The organism is Achromobacter sp. 46006, from assembly GCF_059761975.1.
In genome coordinates this window covers 69,021-86,009 of the sequence record NZ_JCBANN010000006.1, presented here as the reverse complement: position 1 = coordinate 86,009, position 16,989 = coordinate 69,021, and the positions used below count along the sequence as shown (strand labels likewise).

Here is a 16,989-nt window from a genome sequence, read left to right as displayed (position 1 = left end):
ATGGTTCCCAGCCTGAGCATCCAACCCGCCGACGCGCTCATCGACGTGCCCCGCCAGATCCGGGTGGAGCATGTGGCGCCCGGCCAGACGGTGGAGATCACCGCCCTCACCCGCCGCAACGGCGTGCTGTGGCAAAGCCACGCCGCCTTCGTCGCGGGCGAGGACGGCGTGGTCGACCTGACCCGCGACGCGCCCGTCTCGGGCGACTACAGCGGCATCGCGCCCATGGGCCTGGTGTGGTCGCAGTCGCCCGTGGACTCGCCCAGCCGCGAGCACTTCAACCACCCGGTCAGCGAGCCGCTGGTCACCGACGTGGTGGCGCGCGTGGCCGGCGCCCAGAGCGAGGCGCGCCTCACCCAGCGCCTGGCGGCCGACGGCGTCACCCGCCAGGAGGTGCGCGAGGATGGCCTGGTCGGCACGCTCTACCTGCCGCCCGGCGCCGCGCCCGGCTCGCATCCCGCCGTGCTGATCCTGAACGGCTCGGGCGGCGGCATCAACGAACCGCGCGCCGCGTTGTATGCGTCGCGCGGCTACGCCGCCTTTGCCCTGGCCTACTTCAAGGCGCCGGGCCTGTCGGACTACATCTCCAACACGCCGCTGGAGTACTTCCAGACCGGCCTGCGCTGGCTGCGCAAGAAGGTCCAGCCCAGGCACGACTTCGTCGCCATCAGCGGCCAGTCGCGCGGCGGCGAACTGGTGCTGCTGCTGGGCGCCACCTTCCCCACGGAAGTATCGGCGGTCGTGGCCTACGTGCCCGGCGCCGTGGTCCACAGCGGCCAGAACGCCTGCGACCCCAAGATCGGCCGCGAAGGCCCGACCTGGCTGCTGGGCGGCAAGCCCCTGCCGCACGTCTGGGAAAACAACCGCACCGCCACCTGGGCGCCGTTCGACGAAGGCCCCGCGCCGCATCGCCACGAAAAAGCCATCCTCACCGCGTTGCAGGACCCCGACGCCGTGGCCCGCGCCCGCATCAAGGTCGAGGACATCCAGGGCCCGGTGATGCTGTTGTCGGCCACCGACGACGGCTCGTGGCCGTCCAGCCTGTATTCGAAGATGGTGCGCGACAAGCTGGCCGAGGTGCAGCATCCGTACCCGGTCCAATGGCTGGACTACGAGAACGGCGGCCACTCGATCCTGTTCCCCTACGTGCCCACCACGCAACTGGTCTACGCCCACCCCGTGTCCGGCAAGATCAGCACCAGCGGCGGCAACCCCAAGGACAACGCGCGCGCCGACGAGCAATCGTGGGAAGGCGTGCTGAAGTTCCTGGACGCCGCGGTCAAGGCGCGCGGCCAGGCCGCGCCGTCCGCGAACCGCGCCGAAGCCGGCGCGGCCGCCACGCCCGGCAACGTCGGCTGAACGACATCCAAGGAGACTTTCTCAATGGCACAACCACCCATCGTCTATGACGCCGCCCGCGACCTGGTGGACCAACTGGTCGGCCTGAAGGCCGACAGCGCCACCTACGCCGTGCGCCACCAGCGCGACAAGGTCGCCGCCGCCACCCAGGGCAGCTACGACGCCCTGTTCGACCCGGCCCTGCCCGGCCTGGCGCTGGCCGAGCGCCTGCTGGTCGCGCTGTACGCCGCGCGCCTGACGCCGTCGCCGGCGCTGGCCGCGCACTACCGCCAGCGCCTGGTCGAGGCCGGCGCCAGCGCCGCCGATATCCAGGTGGCCGAGTCCGGCAAGCCGGCGGACGCCGCCGACCCCCGCCTGGCCGCGATCCTGGAATACACCCGCAAGCTGATCGAAAAGCCCGTCGAAGGCGACGAAGCCGCGCTCAAGACCCTGCCGGCCGCTGGCGTCTCCACGCCCGCCGTGGTCACGCTGTCGCAACTGGTGGCGTTCCTGTCGTACCAGGTGCGCCTGATCGCCGGCCTGCAGGCCATGCAGGCGCTGGAAGCCAAGCCCGCCGCGGCCGGCACCCCGCCCGCGCCCTTCCCGGCCAACACCGCCGCCACCGAACCGGGCGCCGTCATCAAGGCCCACGGCTTCACCAACGAAGTGCTGGAATGGAAGGCGTGGCTCGACGTGGTCCAGGTCGACAGCGCCACGCCCGAGCAGATCGCGGTCCTGGAAGAAAGCCACCCCAAGGCCAAGGTCTCGGATTACTACCTGTTCCTGGTGCACCAGCCCGAGATCCTGCGCCAGCGCTCCACCGCGTTCAACGCCATCATGTACGCGCCCGGCGGCCTGTCGCGCGCCGAGCGCGAACTGGGCGCGACCGTGGTGTCGCGCGTCAACGGCTGCGTCTACTGCGCCTCGGTGCACGCGCAGCGCTTCGAGCAACTGGCCAAGCGCAATGACGTGATCGCGCAGGTGTTCGAAGACCCGGCCACCGCCGGCACCACCGCCCGCGAACTGGCGATCGGCAAGTTCTCGATCCAGATCACGGACGCGCCGGCCTCGGTGGATGCGGCCAGCATCCAGGCGTTGAAGGACGTGGGCCTGAGCGACGGCGAAGTGCTGGACCTGCTGCATTCGGACGCGATCTTCGCGTGGGCCAACCGGTTGATGTTGAACCTGGGCGAGCCGGTGGTCGTACAGGTCTGACGGCGGCATTTTCGTTAAACTGGCGCTTTCCGCCTATTCATGCGCCCCGCCCCAAGCGGGGCGCATTGCCTTACCCCCATGTCCGACAAAACCCACGACATCCGCCCCGGCCAGTCGATCGAACTGCTCAAGGCCCTGCACATCCTGACCCGCGACGGCAAGATGAACCAGGACAGCCGCCGCAAGCTCAAGCAGGTCTACCACCTGTTCCAGTTCATCGAACCGCTGCTCAAGGACGTCCAGCAACAACGCGGCGCCGTCACCCTGGCCGACCACGGCGCGGGCAAGTCGTACCTGGGCTTCATCCTGTATGACCTGTTCTTCAAGGAACAACCGGACGCGCTGAAGAACGGCTCGCACATCTACGGCATCGAAACCCGCGAGGAACTGGTCAAGTCATCGGAAGAGCTGGCCAAACGCCTGGGTTTTGGCGGCATGTCGTTCCTGAACCTGTCGGTGGCCGAGTCCATCACCTCCGACAAACTGCCCGCGACCATCGACGTGGTCACGGCCCTGCACGCCTGCAACACCGCCACCGACGACGCGATCCATTTCGCGCTGGAGAAAAAGGCCAAGTACATCGTGGTCGTGCCCTGCTGCCAGGCGGAAGTGGCGTCGGTGCTACGCAAGAACAAGGCCAAGGCGCTGGCCGATCCGCTGGCGGAGATCTGGCGGCATCCGTTGCACACGCGGGAGTTCGGCAGCCAGATCACGAACGTGCTGCGGTGCTTGCAGTTGGAAGCGCACGGGTACCAGGTCAGCGTGACGGAGCTGGTGGGGTGGGAGCATTCGATGAAGAATGAGCTGATCATCGCGCAGTACAAGGATCTGCCGCGCAGGAAGCCGGCGGAACGGCTGACGGAGATGCTGGATCGGATTGGGTTGCAGGAGTTGAAGGATCGGTTTTTCCTGCCGGAACCTGTGACGGCGTCCTGAGCGCAATGGCAGCACGTCGCCCGGGTTCAATCCCCGGAGCTTCGACGCAACCGATCCGTCGACTGCTTGTTCAGCCGCTTTGCCTCGGCTTCCGCGTAGTCTTCCTCGCCCTGTTCGTATTTGCCTTCATACATGCAACTGCTGCGGGCCAAGCCGCACTCGCCGATTATTGAAGAGCAGCCCGAGCTCAACGCAGCGAGAAATAGCACAATACCGTAGCGGCCCAACGATTGAATCGACATATGGCTCCTTGAGGAATCACCGTAGTGTACCGGCGACGATGACAGCCACAGCCTCGGGGCGGGGTAAAAAATAGTGTCAGCCGTCGGCGCCGGCTGGCAGCAACACCGGCCTGCGCGGGTCGGGAACCGCGTTCCGGCCGTATCACGGCATTGGGACAGCGCGAAAGCACGGGAGGCCATCACGGCGCCCCCTAACAGAACAGCAACCCGGTTCACGCAAGATCGCCGATTTGTTTTATTGTTCCCCCTTCGACAATGCCGGTCCCGCATGTCGCCATGCCCGCCTTGCCGACAGCCACCATGACTCCGGGGGCCGTATGTCGCCAGGTTCGTTTTCGACGCCCCGACCCTGGACCCGATGCAGGAATTGCCGGCATTGATCGCGCGCCTGCCTTGCCTGAAGCATCTGTCCATCGGACCCGGCAATATCCAGGCCTCGGTCGTCAAGAACCTGCGCGCCAGGCTGTCGCGCGCGAACATCGCCGCCACGACCTAACAAGCGCCGAGCCCTTCCCTACCTCCTGCGCGCGCCCGCCGCCTGCCGCAGGCTCTGCATGAGTTGCGCCGCCACCGCCGTCGGCGTGCTTTCGCGCAGCGTGATGATCCCCACGCTGGGCAATTCCAGTTCCACCGCCAGCCGCAGCACGGACAACGCGCCCGCGCGTTCGAGTTCGCGCGCGGCGCTTTGCGCCATGAAGCCCACCGCGCCGCGCCGGCGCACGAATATCCCGACCGTCTGGTACGACCACGACTCGATGACATCCTCGGGCGGCTGGACGCCGTGGCGGTGGAACTGCTGTTCCAGCTTGACCCGCAGCGAGGCCCATGGCGGCGGCATCACGCAAGGCAGGTCGGCCACCTGCGCCCAGGTCGGCTTGCGGCGGCGCGCCAGCGGGTGGCCGGGCGGGGCCACGGCGACCATGGGTTCGGCATAGAGCGCCTCGGTGGTCAGGTCGGGAGAGGCGTAGCCGGGCTCCAGGCGCCCGACGAAGCAGTCGATTTCGCCCAGGCGCAGCTTGGGCAGCAGGCCGGTCAGGTCGCCGGTCTCGATCAGGACGGTGGCGCGTTCGCTGCGCTGCTTGAGCAGATCCACGGCATCCGCCAGCAATGGCGACAAGGCCACGTCCATGGCACCCACGCGCACCCGGCCGGCGGCGCCGCTTTCAAGCGCGCCGATCTCGTCGCGGGTGCGCTCGTACTGGGCCAGCACCGAGCGGGCAAAACGCACCATGGCGGCGCCGGCGGTGGTGGGCTCGGTGCCGCGCGTGGAGCGCAGGAACAGTGTTTGGCCCAGCATCGATTCGATTTCGGTCAGCATGCGCGAGACGGCCGGCTGGCTGACGGACAGGAATTCCGCGGTCCGGCCCAGATGGCGGAACTGGTCCAGCGCCACCAGCAATTGCAGGTGGCGCAGCTTGATGTTGCTGCGCAGGACGCGGTCGATCTGGGCCATGGCGGACGCTCTAGTTAATGTTTATGTTATGTAGCAATACCGTTTTTTGATTGGAAGGTTATATAAACCCCCGCCACAATGCAACGCAAGCCCGAGCGTCAGAGTCGGGAAGAACCGAGAGCGAGGAGACAATGAAAGAACGTTTTGCGATGCAGCCGCTGCGGCGGGCACTGCTGCTGGGCGGCGCGGCCATGGCCGGCGCCGCGATGCTGCCTCGGGCCGCGCGCGCGGCTGGCTTTCCCAGCCGCCCCATCACCTTCATCTGTCCGTGGGCCGTGGGCGGCACGGCCGATCAATCGATGCGGGTGTTGTGCCAGGCGGCCAGCAAAGTGCTGGGACAGACCATCGTGGTGGAAAACCGTGCCGGCGCCTCCGGCATGATCGGCGCCAAGGCGCTGGCCAACGCCAAGCCGGACGGCTACACCATCGGCCAGATTCCGATTTCGGTGACGCGCTTTGCGCAGTTGGGCATGCTGTCGGCGGACCCGCGCCAGGACTTCACCTATATCGCGCGCACCTCGGGCCAGACCTTCGGCATCGTGGTCAGGGCCGATTCGCGCTTCAAGACCCTGGCCGACATGGTGCAGTACGCCAAGGCGCATCCCGGCATCGTGACCTATGGTCACGCGGGCGTGGGCGGGGCGACGCATGTCGGCATGGAGCAGTTCGCCATGGCGGCGGGCATCAAATTCAACGCCATCGCCTACAAGGGCGGCGCGCCCGCGCTGCAGGACCTGCTGGGCGGCCAGATCGACCTGCTGGCCGACTCCAGTTCCTGGGCGACGCAGGTGCTGGCCGGCAATTTGCGCCTGCTGGCCACCTGGGGCGCCCAGCGCCCGGCGCGCTTTGCCGACAGCCCGACGCTCAAGGACCTGGGCTATGACGTGGTGGTGGACGCGCCCAACGGCGTGGGCGCGCCCAAGGGCCTGGACCCGGCCGCCGAGAAAGTCCTGCGCGATGCCTTCCGCCAGGCCGTGGCGAGCCCCGAATTCAAGCGGGTCGCCGACAGCCTGGACGCCCCTGTCATGTACCTGGATGGCCCCGACTACCAGAACTACGTCGCCCAGGTCTATGGCCAGGAAACCGAACTGATCGAACGCCTGCATTTGAAGGCCTTGCTGCAACAGAGCTGAACCATGCCATCGCCGCTCATCCGCCTGCACCCCGACGACAACGTGCTGATCGCCCGCGATGCCCTGGCCCTGGGGCAGGCCCTGCCGGACCTAGACCTGCGCGTGCGCGCCCAGGTGCCCGCCGGCCACAAGATCGCCGCGCGGCGCATCGCGCGCGGCGAGGCCGTGCGCAAGTACAACGTGGTCATCGGCGTGGCCGGCCGCGACATCGCCGCCGGCGACCATGTGCATACGCACAACGTCGAACTGGCGGATTTTCATCGCGACCCAGGCTTCTGTCTGGACGCGGTGCCGGTGACGCCGGTGGCGCCGGCCGAACAGGCCCGCTTCCTGGGCTACGTGCGGCCGGACGGCCGAGTCGGGACGCGCAACTTCATCGGCATCCTGTCGTCGGTGAACTGTTCGGCCACCGTCATCAAGGCCATCGCCGCGCACTTCGATGCGCAGCGGCTGGCCGCCTATCCGAACGTGGACGGCGTGGCGGCATTCGCCCATACCAGCGGCTGCGGCATGTCCTCGCCCAGCGAGCATTTCGACGTGCTGCGCCGCACGCTGGCCGGTTATGCGCGGCATCCCAACCTGGCCGGCGTGCTGATCGTCGGGCTGGGCTGCGAGCGCAACCAGGTCGATGCGCTGGTCGATAGCCAGGGGCTGGCGAACGATCCACGGGTGCGCGCGCTGGTGATGCAGGACAGCGGCGGCACGCGCGCCACCATCGCCGCCGGCATCGCGGCGGTCCAGGCCATGCTGCCGGCGGCCAACGACTGCGCGCGCAGCGAGGTGTCGGCGCGGCACCTGAAAATCGGCCTGGAGTGCGGCGGCTCGGACGGGTTTTCCGGCATCACGGCCAATCCGGCGCTGGGCGCGGCCATGGATATCCTGGTGCGGCATGGCGGCACCGCGATCCTGTCGGAAACGCCGGAGATCCATGGCGTCGAATACCTGCTGACCCGGCGCGCCGCCAGCCGCGAGGTGGGCGAGAAGCTGCTGGCGCGGCTGGCCTGGTGGGAACGCTACGCCGCCGGCCAGAACGCCCAGTTCAATGGCAGGGTCGGCCACGGCAACCAGCAAGGCGGCCTGGCCAACATTTTCGAGAAGTCGTTGGGGTCGGCCATGAAAGGCGGCAGCACGCCCTTGCAGGCCGTGTACGAATACGCCGAACCGATCGACCGGCCGGGCCTGGTGTTCATGGACTCGCCGGGCTACGACCCGGTGGCGGTGACCGGCCAGATCGCCAGCGGCGCGAACCTGATCTGCTTTACCACCGGGCGCGGCTCGATGTTCGGCTCCAAGCCCGCGCCGACCCTGAAGCTGGCCAGCAACACGCCCATGTTCCGCCGCCTGGAGGAAGACATGGACATCGATTGCGGCCCGGTGCTCGACGGCGAACTGAGCGTGGCGCAGATGGGCCAACGCATATTCGAGCAGATCCTGCTGGCCGCCTCGGGCCGGCGCACCAAGAGCGAGTTGCTGGGCCTGGGCGACCACGAATTCGTGCCCTGGCACCTGGGCATCGTCAGCTAACCCATGGCGCCGCGCCCGCGGCGCGCTTCCTTCACGTCATTTGTCATAGGCGCTACTCATGCCTGCCCTGAATCCCTTCAAATCCGCGCTGGCGTCCGGCACGCCGCGCATCGGCCTGTGGCTGTCGATGGCCGATCCTTACCTGGCCGAAGTGGCGGCCACCGCCGGCTTTCACTGGCTGCTGATCGACGGCGAACACGCGCCCAACGACCTGCGCAGCACCTTGCAGGCGCTGCAGGCGGTGGCCGCCTACCCGTCGCAACCGGTGGTGCGCGTGGTCGATGGCGACCCCTCGCGCGTCAAGCGGCTGCTGGACATTGGCGCGCGCACCCTGCTGGTTCCCATGGTGGACAGCGCCGAGCAGGCCCGCGCCCTGGTCGCGGCCACACGCTACCCGCCCCATGGGGTGCGCGGCGTGGGCAGTGCGGTCGGCCGTGCTTCGCAATGGAATCAGCGCGCTGACTACCTGGCGGTGGCCGACGACGAGATCTGCCTGCTGGTGCAGGCCGAGACCACCACCGCCTTGCGCAACCTGCCCGCGCTGTGCGACACCGATGGCGTGGACGGCATCTTCATCGGCCCGGCGGACCTGGCGGCGTCGATGGGCCATCGCGGCAACCCCGGCCATCCCGAAGTGCAAGCGGCGATCGAAGCGGCCATGCGCACCATCGTGGCCTCGGGCAAGGCCGCCGGCACGCTGACCTCGGACCCGGCCCTGGCCCGGCGCTACCTGGAACTGGGCTGCACCTTCGTGGCGACCGGCGTGGACATCCTGCTGTTCGCCGGCGCCGCACGCAAGCTGGCGCGCGATTTCGATTGCTGATCCCACTGGCCGCGGCGGCGTGGCCTACCTTCTGCCAATTCCCCCGGCCCGCCTACGGCCACGGAGCCTGAACGACATGACCACGCATGCCGACGCGTCGGCGCTGTTCCAACCCGACAATTTCATCGACGGCGCCTGGGCGCCGAGCCAAACCGGGCACCGTTTCGATGTGACCGACCCAGCCACGGGCGCGGTCATCGCCCACGTTCCCGACAGCGGCCCGCAGGATGCCCGCGCCGCGGCCGACGCGGCCGCGGCCGCCCTGCCCGCCTGGCGCGCGTGCCTGCCGCGCGAACGCGCCGAATGGTTGCGGCGCTGGCACGCGCTGATCCTGGCGCGCCAGGAGGAACTGGCCGCGCTGATCACGCGCGAACAGGGTAAGCCGCTGGCCGAGGCCCGCGGCGAGGTGGCCTATGGCGCCTCGTACATCGCCTGGTTCGCCGAGGAGGCCACCCGCATCTATGGCGACATCATCCCCGACCAGCAGCGCGGCAAGCGCATGACGGCGATCAAGGAGCCGATTGGCGTGGTGGCCGCCATTACGCCGTGGAATTTCCCGCTGGCTATGATCGCGCGCAAGATCGCGCCGGCGCTGGCCGCCGGCTGCACGGTGGTCGGCAAGCCGGCCGAAGACACGCCGCTAACGGCCCTGGCGCTGGCGCGGCTGGCGCAGGAGGCGGGCTTGCCGCCTGGCGTGTTGAACCTGATCACCGCATCGCGCGCCCAGGCGGCACAGGCGGTGGACGCGTGGCTGGCGGACAGCCGCATCCGCAAGATCACCTTCACCGGCTCGACGCCCGTGGGCAAGCACCTGGCGCGCGAGTCCGCCGACACCTTGAAGAAGCTATCGCTGGAACTGGGCGGCAACGCGCCCTTCATCGTGTTCGACGACGCCGACCTGGACGCGGCGGTCGAGGGCGTCATGGCGGCCAAATTCCGCAATGGCGGCCAGACCTGCGTCTGCCCCAACCGCGTCTATGTGCAGGCCGGCGTCTACGACCGCTTCGCCGCCCTGCTGCGCGACAGAGTCGCGTCCCTGCGCGTGGGTCCGGGCACCGATCCGGCCAGCCAGATCGGCCCCATGATCAATGCCCGCGCGGTCGACAAGATCGCCCGCCACGTCGACGACGCCCGCGCCCAGGGCGCCCGCGTGTTGACCGGCGGCGAGCGCCTGACGCACCTTGGGCCGCACTACTATGCGCCCACCGTGCTGGGCGGGGCCCATGCCGGCATGGCGCTGTGCGGCGAGGAAACCTTTGGCCCGGTGGTGCCGCTGTTCCACTTCGACGACGAAGCCCAGGCCATCGCCGCCGCCAACGACACGCCCTTCGGCCTGGCCTCGTACTTCTACACGCAGGACGTGCGCCGCATCGAACGGGTGTCGCGCGCCCTGGAATCGGGCATCGTCGGTGTCAATGAAGGCGCGCTGGCCTCCGAGGCCGCGCCGTTTGGCGGCGTCAAGGAATCCGGCTACGGCCGCGAGGGCTCGAAGTATGGCCTGGACGATTATCTGTCGATCAAGTACGTGTGCCAGGGCGGGCTGGCCTGAAACGCCGGGAAGACAAGGCGGCGCGTCGAAGGATCGAGCGCCGCGCCCCGCCCGCGCCGGCGGGCACATATCACCACTGATACGCCAACTTCATATTCACCACCCGACCCGCGCCGCGGAAGCACCCGCCCATGGTCGCGTCGTAGCAACTCGCGACATGCCGCTTGTCGGTCAGGTTGGAGACGTTCAACTGCAGCCGCGCCCCTTTCATGGCCGGCACCTGCCGTCCCAGGTCATAGTGCACCTGCGCGTCCAGCAAGGTGAAAGCCGGCGTGCGGAATTGCTGCAATGTCCTGTCCCCCACCCACGTGCCGCCGTCATGGCGCACGCCCAGGGCGGCGCCCAGGCCGGACGGCGCATCCCAGGCCAGCCATATGCCGCCAAAGCGCTCGGGCACGCGCGGCGGCGTCTTGCCGACGTGGGCCGGGTCGCCCTTGGTATAAGCGACGTGCTGCCAGGTGTATGCGGCAATCACGCTCCATTGCGCCCCGAGTCTGGCTCGCGCTTCCAGTTCCAGGCCGCGCGACCGCAGTTCACCTTCCTGAACGCTGAATGCCGGATTGGCGGGATCGGCACTGAGCAGGTTGGCTTGTGTCAGGTTGAACACCGCCGCGGTGAGCAAGGCGTCCCAATGTTCGGGTTGGTACTTGACACCGGCTTCGATCAGTTCCCCGCGGCTGGGCTTGAACGGCTCGCCGCTGGATGACAGGCGGTTGGTGGGCTGGAACGACTGGGCGTAGGTCACATAGGGCGCCACACCATTGCCGAACCGATACAAGGTGCCGGCCCTGACGGTAGTGGCGTCGTCGTGCTGCTTGAAGCCGGCGCGCCCCAGCAGATCGTCGGTGTCGATGGTGGATCGGTCATGACGCACGCCCAGCGTGGTGTGCCAGCCGTCCAGAGGAAGTTGATCCTGCAGATAGAAGCCGGTCTGCGTCGAGCGTATGCGGTTGTCCATGAACACGGTTGGCGAGCCGATGATCGGCATGCCATACACTGGCAGGTACAGATCCAGCGGCGGCGCGGCGCCCTGGGCATAGTCGCCACGGCCGCGCATTTGTTCCCAACTGATGCCGGCCAGCAGTTCGTGTTCGACAGCACCGGTGGCGAAGCGGCCTTTCAGTTGATTGTCCAGCGTGATGGCGTGGTAAGCCTCCTCGGACAGCGAAGTATTACGGTCGATGGTGCGCAGGTCCGGCCGCAGGCGAACGCCGCTGATCGTGGCGCGATGCAGTTCGATGCCGCTGTAGCGGCCATGCAAGGAAATGGCCCACTCGTCGTTGAGGCGCTGATCGAAGCGATAGCCCGCCACGCGCTGCTTGCGGGAGAAGGTGTCGTAGGATGGCTCGCCAGGATTGAGATACAGGGGAATCCGGCCATTCGGGTTGGGCAACACGCTGCCCGAGGCGGGCACGGCGCCCAGCGTTCCCATCGAGGGATCATCCTGATAGCGCGCGTACAGCGTCAATCGCGTCGCAGCGCTGGGCTGCCAGGCGAGCGAAGGCGCGACCGCGCGGCGGCGGGCCGGAAAGCCGTCTACATTGCCGTCGCTGTTCCACGCGGTGCCAGCGATACGGTAGAGCAAGGCGCCGTTTTCCGTGGCCCGCCCGCCCAGATCGAAAGAGCCGCGCCGGTAACCCCGTGTGCCGCCCTCCAGCTCGACCAGCCGGATGGACTCGTCGCGAGGCAGTTTGCTGCTCAGGGCCAGTATGCCGCCAGGGCTGGCCATGCCATACAGCACCGACGCCGGGCCACGCAGCACCTCCATGCGTTCCAGCAGGAACGGGTCGACCTGCTGCGAGCCGTAAACGATACCGGCGGTCTGGCGCTGGCCATCGAGGAAAGTGTCGGCCTCGCCGTTCTCGCCAGTGAAGCCGCGAATCGTCAGTTGGTCGAAGGCGGTGACGCTGCCCCACTGCTCGGTCGCAATGCCCGGGGCATAACGGAAGGCTTCGTTGACGGAACGCGCGTCCTGCGCGTCCAATTGCGAGCGCGTCACTACCGAGACCGATTGCGCAAGCTCGCCCAGTGGGGTGTCGGTGCGCGTGGCGGAACTGGCGCGGCGCGCAGTGAGGTTGTCCGCGTCGGCGCGGCCAGCCACCTCGATCAGCGGCAGCGTCGGCGTGGCGCGGCTTGCGGGCGCCTGGGCCGCGCCAGGCGGAACCCATGCCAACAGCAGCAGTGGCAGACCGGCGGCAAGGGCCCGAGAGCTCGCGCGCCTGGCGCGTCCGGCTAGGGAGGGGAAAATCATGAGCGGGCTCCTGTTGATCGCAGGCCGGGCCTCGGCCATCCGCTGACGGCGTGGGGCCATGGCACTGCTTTTGAGACACCCATATTTGATAGTGCGTCTCGTTCAATCAACTACCCGGATCGGAGCAATTACCCGGATCCGCTACGGGCGGCCCGGCTTCCTGCCGCCGCCCGTGCGCCGATACCTTAGCCGCGCATGGTCGAAGCATCGGGCCGGCTTACCACTGGTAAGCCATTTTCAGACTCACGACCCGACCCGCCCCCGCGAAGCACCCGATATCCAGGTCATAGCATCCCCCGCTATACCGCTTGTCCGTCAAATTCGACACATTCAACTGCACCTTCGTCCCCTTCAAGCCGGGCACCTGCCGCCCCAGGTCATAGTGCAGTTGCGCGTCCACCAACGTGTATCCCGGCACCCGGAAATCCTGCAACGTCTGGTACCCGCCCCAGCTTCCCCCGTTATGCCGCACCCCCAGCGCCGCGCCCAGGCCGGAGGGCGCATCCCACGCCAGCCAGACGCCGCCAAAGCGCGTCGGCACGCGCGACGGCGTCCTGCCCACTTCGTTGGCATTGCCTTTGGTGTATTCGACGTTCTGCCAGGTATAGGCCGCGATCACGCTCCACTGCGGCGACAGCCGCGCATGCGCTTGCAGCTCCAGCCCGCGCGAGCGGACCTCGCCCGACTGCACGGATAGGCGCGGGTTGGCGGGGTCGGCGCTCAGCACGTTGGTCTGGGTCAGGTGGTAGATCGCCGCGGTGAACAGGGCGTCCCAGTTCTCCGGCTGGTACTTCAGGCCGGTCTCGAACAGTTCGCCCCGGGTCGGCTTGAAAGGCTCGCCGCTGGCGGACAGGCTGTTCACGGGCTCGAAGGACTGCGCGTAGGTGGCATACGGCGCCAGGCCATTGCCGAAGCGATACAGCGTACCGACGCGCACGGTGGTGGCCTGGTCCTTCTGAGTAAAGCCGCTGTGCGAGAGCCTGTCGCGGGAATCGATCGTCGACCAGTCCTGGCGCACGCCGACGGTGGTGTGCCAGTTGCCCAGCGCGATCTGGTCCTGCACGTATAGGCCGGTCAGCGTCGAGCGCATGCCCTTGTCCATGACCGTGGGCGGGACGGGCTGCGGGACGCCGTAGACGGGGCTGTAGAGATCCAGCTTGGTGCCGTTGTAGGTCGTGCGGTAGTCGCCGTCGCCGCGCATCTGCTCCCACACCAGGCCGGCCAGCAGTTCGTGGCGCGCGGCGCCGGTGGCGAAGCGGCCCTTCAACTGGTTGTCCAGGGTGACGCTGTCGTAGCGCTCGGTGGAACCGAGCACCTGGCGGTCGATGGTGCGCAGGTCCGGTTGCAAGGCGGCCAGGACCACGGCGTCATAGTCGCTGTCGACGCGGGTGTAGCGGCCGTTCAGGCTCATCGACCAGTCGCCCGCCAGCTTCTGGTCGAACTGGTAGCCCACGGCGCGGATGGTGCGCGCGAATGTGTCGTAGCCAGGCTCGCCCACGTTGAAGCGGGGCGGCAGTTGGCCGTGGGGGTTGGGCAGCACGCTGCCGATGCCCGGCACCGACGAGATCATGCCCAGGCCGGGATCGTCCTGGTAGCGCGCGTACAGCGTGAAACGGGTGGCGGCGCTGGGTTGCCAGGTGAGCGAGGGCGCGACCGCGCGGCGGCGCAACCAGGTGCCGTCCAGTTGGCCATCGCTGTTCATGGCGGTGCCGACGACCCGGAACAGCAGCGTGCCGCGTTCGTCGGCCTTGCCGCCCAGGTCGAACGAGCCGCGACGGTAGCGGCTGGTGCCGCCTTCCAACTCGATGAGGCGCACGGCGTCTTCGCGCGGCAGCTTGCTGGTCAGCGCAATGACGCCGCCGGGCGTGGAGGTGCCGTACAGCACCGAGGCGGGGCCGCGCAGCACTTCCATGCGTTCGAGCAGGAAAGGATCGACCTGCTGGCCGCCGAAGACAACGCCGCGGTTCAGGCGCATGCCGTCCAGGAAGGTGTCGACGGGGCCGTTGCCCGTGCTGAAGCCGCGGATGCTCATGTCGTCATAGGCGGTAACGGCGCCCCAGGATTCTGTGGCGACGCCGGGCGCGTAGCGGAAGGCCTCGTTGACCGAGCGCACGTTGCGCGCGTCCATCTGTTCGCGGGTGATCACCGAGAGGGACTGCGGCGTCTCGATCAGGGGCGTGTCGGTGCGCGTGGCGGAACTGGAGCGACGTGGCACCACGCCGTCGTCCTGCGGGATACCGACGACCTCGACGGACGGCAAGGTGCGCGCATCCCCCGCCTTGGCCGCTGCGGCCGCCTGCGCCGCGCCGGGCTGGGTCCAGGCCAGCAGCAGCAAATGAAATCCGACGGTAAGAACCCGGGGCGATGCGCATCTGGCGCGGGATTGGAAGATCATGAGCGTGGTCCGTTTGTTTGATGGCATGCATCCCGAGACCCGGCGCATGTCGCCGGGCGCGATGTATGGGCATTGCTTGGAAGCCGCTCCATTTAATATTGCGTCTCATTCCTTTAACTACCCGGATCGGGTCGTCACCCCCGAAACGGTTCCCCGGCACCGCTTTATGAAGACCCATCCCGACGCGCCGCGCCACGGCGCCATTTCCTCCCTGCCCGATGTGCCCACGTCCTCGATGTTCGACACGGACTTCCTGGCGCACTACCTGTCAGGACAACGACATCGGTTGGTGTATGCGGAAGTGGCGGAGGGCATCGAGCTGTGCCATTGGCAAAGCGCATTCGAGCAGCCGTTCACCGTGCACACGCGTGACGACGGCGACCGCGTATTGCTGTCGTACCAATTGCGCGGCGAGACCGATTGTTGGATGGAAGGGAGCATCGCAGGACGGGGCGAGGCCGTCAGGGAAACGTCCGGCTGCGTGTACTACACGCCGGATCGGCGCGGACGCTTTGCCCAACATGGGGTGTGCGAGAGCCTGACCGTTGCGTTGCGGCCGGACGTGCTGCGCACGTGGATCGAGGACGAAGAGGACGCGCCGCTGCGGCGCTCACTGGACTCTGGCAGTTGCTTTCGCACCGGCTACCGCGGCGAAAAGCTGCATCAAGCCGCGCTCGCCATCAGCCGCGAGTTGAAGCACATGCGCACGCCCGCCTGCGACACCCCCGGCGCACGGCTGATCCGCGAAGCGCAGGCCATGATGCTGACGGGGCTGTTTCTCGAGGCCGGCCACGCGGACACTCGCCGGGCCAATGCCGCCACGCCGCAACGGCAACGCCTGATGGCCGCGCGCGACTATCTGCTGGCCGACCTCGCCCACCCGCCCACGCTGGCGCAGATGGCCGCGGAGACGGGCTTGAGCGCCATGCGCATCAAGCGCGGGTTCCGCGAGTTGTTCGGCCACAGCGTCTATGGCTTGTTCCAGCAGACGCGGATGCGCGAGGCGCAGCAGCGGCTGCGGGCGGGCAAGGTGACGGTGATGGAGGTGGCGTTCGACCTGGGGTATTCGAATCCCAGCCACTTCGCGGCGGCGTTCCGCAAGGAGTTTGGCGTGGGGCCGGGGGAATACAAGCGTGGCCTGTCGCCTACCCCCGCTGGCTCAACGCCTTGGCAATCCGATGCCGCCCCACCGTCGTCTTCGGCACCTTGAACGGAAACCAGCTACGCACGTCCTCGTCCAGCCCGATCCCGTGCATGTAGTTGTAGATCGCCTTCTTCAACGCCCGTCCCAGCGCGTCGTGGTCCACCCCGGTCGGATCGTCGAAGCCGATGTCGTTCTTGGCGAACGTCACGTCCGGCAGCGGCCGCAGCGTCACGCCGTATTCCTCGGGGTTCAGCCCCACCGGGGAATGCACCGTACAGGCGAAGCGGTGGAAGAACCCGCTCTGGATACAGCCGTTTTCGAACAGTTGGCGCACGTATTCCAGCGCGTCGACGGTGTCCTGCACCGTCTGCGTGGGAAAGCCGTACATCAGGTAGGCGTGCACCAGGATGCGCGCGTCGCTGAAGGCGACGTCGGGCTCGACCAGGTGGGCCGTCATCAAACACGCGCGTTGACTGCCCGAGCTAACGGGGACAGCCCTCGCAATAGCGGCATTTCCACGTCCGTAGGCCCTTCTCTATTCTACGGCAGGCTTTGGCCGATGCACGCTAGCGTGCATCGGTTGCTCCCGCTATTGGTGTGCCACACCCGACCTTGCGCCTGCTCACCCGATTGACTTGCGGGGTGCGGGCCTCGCGAACAACAGAAGGCTGCTGTGAATACCCCTTGCACCCTCGATCGCTGGGCCACATCGGACGATCCGGAACATGGCGCTGTTAGATTGGTCGATCTTTGGCGAATGGAGTGAGCTTGCCAGAGAGACCTCGGCGATTATCCGGATATTGGGAACAGCGCGAACCACCCAAAGACTGCCAACGCCCAGCCATTAGATAATTGGGTTCCGTCTAAGTTGATGGGCAGGATATAGAGGGGCTTTTTTGATCATATTGTAGGTTTTATGGGCTTAGTAGCAGATGAGTCTGAACTAGTTTCGCAACCACTAGCACATCGAAAGTTTTCATCAAGGC

At 67.5% G+C, this 16,989-nt stretch carries 13 protein-coding genes and 1 pseudogene; 9 read left to right on the top strand and 5 right to left on the bottom strand.

Features of this window, described 5'->3' with window-relative positions; translation table 11 throughout:
* From AC6LKG_RS05355 to AC6LKG_RS05345, 3 genes are all read left to right on the top strand, one after another.
* Positions 1-1,359 (top strand): acyl-CoA thioester hydrolase/BAAT C-terminal domain-containing protein, encoded by a 1,359-nt coding sequence (locus AC6LKG_RS05355; RefSeq protein ID WP_498163297.1) that lies wholly within the window; start codon positions 1-3, stop codon positions 1,357-1,359.
* Between the two features lie 24 nt (positions 1,360-1,383).
* On the top strand, positions 1,384-2,553 hold the full coding sequence (locus AC6LKG_RS05350; RefSeq protein ID WP_498163295.1) for a CMD domain protein: 1,170 nt from the start codon (positions 1,384-1,386) through the stop codon (positions 2,551-2,553).
* Positions 2,554-2,631: 78 nt separating this feature from the next.
* Positions 2,632-3,489, top strand: a complete 858-nt coding sequence (locus tag AC6LKG_RS05345; RefSeq protein ID WP_498163294.1) for a class I SAM-dependent methyltransferase — start codon at positions 2,632-2,634, stop codon at positions 3,487-3,489.
* Between the two features lie 26 nt (positions 3,490-3,515).
* Here the strand turns inward: AC6LKG_RS05345 and AC6LKG_RS05340 are convergent, their stop codons facing one another.
* Positions 3,516-3,731: a hypothetical protein gene (locus AC6LKG_RS05340; protein ID WP_498163293.1), complete on the bottom strand. Its 216-nt coding sequence runs from the start codon at positions 3,729-3,731 to the stop codon at positions 3,516-3,518.
* A 358-nt stretch (positions 3,732-4,089) separates the two neighbouring features.
* Here AC6LKG_RS05340 and AC6LKG_RS05335 point away from each other — a divergent pair, with 358 nt between their 5' ends.
* Positions 4,090-4,227, top strand: a complete 138-nt coding sequence (locus AC6LKG_RS05335; RefSeq protein ID WP_498163291.1) for a hypothetical protein — start codon at positions 4,090-4,092, stop codon at positions 4,225-4,227.
* Between the two features lie 18 nt (positions 4,228-4,245).
* Here AC6LKG_RS05335 and AC6LKG_RS05330 read toward each other — a convergent pair whose 3' ends face one another.
* A complete protein-coding gene (locus AC6LKG_RS05330; RefSeq protein WP_498163289.1) occupies positions 4,246-5,184 on the bottom strand; it encodes a LysR substrate-binding domain-containing protein in 939 nt (312 codons plus the stop codon).
* Between the two features lie 131 nt (positions 5,185-5,315).
* Between AC6LKG_RS05330 and AC6LKG_RS05325 the strand changes: the two genes are divergently transcribed.
* The 4 genes from AC6LKG_RS05325 (at position 5,316) to AC6LKG_RS05310 (ending at position 10,213) form a co-directional block, all read left to right on the top strand.
* On the top strand, positions 5,316-6,317 hold the full coding sequence (locus AC6LKG_RS05325) for a tripartite tricarboxylate transporter substrate binding protein (protein WP_498163287.1): 1,002 nt from the start codon (positions 5,316-5,318) through the stop codon (positions 6,315-6,317).
* A gap of 3 nt (positions 6,318-6,320) precedes the next feature.
* Complete coding sequence (locus AC6LKG_RS05320; RefSeq protein WP_498163285.1) at positions 6,321-7,841, top strand: UxaA family hydrolase; 1,521 nt, start codon at positions 6,321-6,323, stop codon at positions 7,839-7,841.
* A 58-nt stretch (positions 7,842-7,899) separates the two neighbouring features.
* Positions 7,900-8,664 carry a 4-hydroxy-2-oxoheptanedioate aldolase gene (gene hpaI, locus AC6LKG_RS05315; RefSeq protein WP_498163283.1) on the top strand — a complete coding sequence of 255 codons (765 nt, stop codon included), beginning with the start codon at positions 7,900-7,902 and terminating at the stop codon, positions 8,662-8,664.
* Between the two features lie 76 nt (positions 8,665-8,740).
* Positions 8,741-10,213 carry an NAD-dependent succinate-semialdehyde dehydrogenase gene (locus tag AC6LKG_RS05310; RefSeq protein WP_498163281.1) on the top strand — a complete coding sequence of 491 codons (1,473 nt, stop codon included), beginning with the start codon at positions 8,741-8,743 and terminating at the stop codon, positions 10,211-10,213.
* Positions 10,214-10,283: 70 nt separating this feature from the next.
* On the opposite strand, the gene AC6LKG_RS05305 is transcribed toward AC6LKG_RS05310, so the two are convergent.
* Together AC6LKG_RS05305 and AC6LKG_RS05300 are read right to left on the bottom strand one after the other, a co-directional pair.
* A complete protein-coding gene (locus tag AC6LKG_RS05305) occupies positions 10,284-12,464 on the bottom strand; it encodes a TonB-dependent siderophore receptor (RefSeq protein ID WP_498163279.1) in 2,181 nt (726 codons plus the stop codon).
* Between the two features lie 217 nt (positions 12,465-12,681).
* Complete coding sequence (locus AC6LKG_RS05300) at positions 12,682-14,799, bottom strand: TonB-dependent siderophore receptor (protein ID WP_498163277.1); 2,118 nt, start codon at positions 14,797-14,799, stop codon at positions 12,682-12,684.
* 58 nt (positions 14,800-14,857) lie between these two features.
* Here AC6LKG_RS05300 and AC6LKG_RS05295 point away from each other — a divergent pair, with 58 nt between their 5' ends.
* A complete protein-coding gene (locus AC6LKG_RS05295) occupies positions 14,858-16,069 on the top strand; it encodes a helix-turn-helix transcriptional regulator (RefSeq protein ID WP_498163276.1) in 1,212 nt (403 codons plus the stop codon).
* On the opposite strand, the pseudogene AC6LKG_RS05290 reads toward AC6LKG_RS05295, so the two are convergent.
* Positions 16,005-16,430: pseudogene (locus AC6LKG_RS05290) on the bottom strand (radical SAM protein); the annotation flags it as partial. The gene AC6LKG_RS05295 and the pseudogene AC6LKG_RS05290 overlap by 65 nt on opposite strands.
* Positions 16,431-16,989 lie beyond the last annotated feature (559 nt).

Coding starts and splice junctions, on each gene's coding strand:
- AC6LKG_RS05355 (WP_498163297.1), top strand. CDS start 1: ATGGTTCCCAGCCTGAGCATCCAACCCGCCGACGCGCTCATCGACGTG.
- AC6LKG_RS05350 (WP_498163295.1), top strand. CDS start 1,384: ATGGCACAACCACCCATCGTCTATGACGCCGCCCGCGACCTGGTGGAC.
- AC6LKG_RS05345 (WP_498163294.1), top strand. CDS start 2,632: ATGTCCGACAAAACCCACGACATCCGCCCCGGCCAGTCGATCGAACTG.
- AC6LKG_RS05340 (WP_498163293.1), bottom strand. CDS start 3,731: ATGTCGATTCAATCGTTGGGCCGCTACGGTATTGTGCTATTTCTCGCT.
- AC6LKG_RS05335 (WP_498163291.1), top strand. CDS start 4,090: ATGCAGGAATTGCCGGCATTGATCGCGCGCCTGCCTTGCCTGAAGCAT.
- AC6LKG_RS05330 (WP_498163289.1), bottom strand. CDS start 5,184: ATGGCCCAGATCGACCGCGTCCTGCGCAGCAACATCAAGCTGCGCCAC.
- AC6LKG_RS05325 (WP_498163287.1), top strand. CDS start 5,316: ATGAAAGAACGTTTTGCGATGCAGCCGCTGCGGCGGGCACTGCTGCTG.
- AC6LKG_RS05320 (WP_498163285.1), top strand. CDS start 6,321: ATGCCATCGCCGCTCATCCGCCTGCACCCCGACGACAACGTGCTGATC.
- hpaI (WP_498163283.1), top strand. CDS start 7,900: ATGCCTGCCCTGAATCCCTTCAAATCCGCGCTGGCGTCCGGCACGCCG.
- AC6LKG_RS05310 (WP_498163281.1), top strand. CDS start 8,741: ATGACCACGCATGCCGACGCGTCGGCGCTGTTCCAACCCGACAATTTC.
- AC6LKG_RS05305 (WP_498163279.1), bottom strand. CDS start 12,464: ATGATTTTCCCCTCCCTAGCCGGACGCGCCAGGCGCGCGAGCTCTCGG.
- AC6LKG_RS05295 (WP_498163276.1), top strand. CDS start 14,858: ATGAGCGTGGTCCGTTTGTTTGATGGCATGCATCCCGAGACCCGGCGC.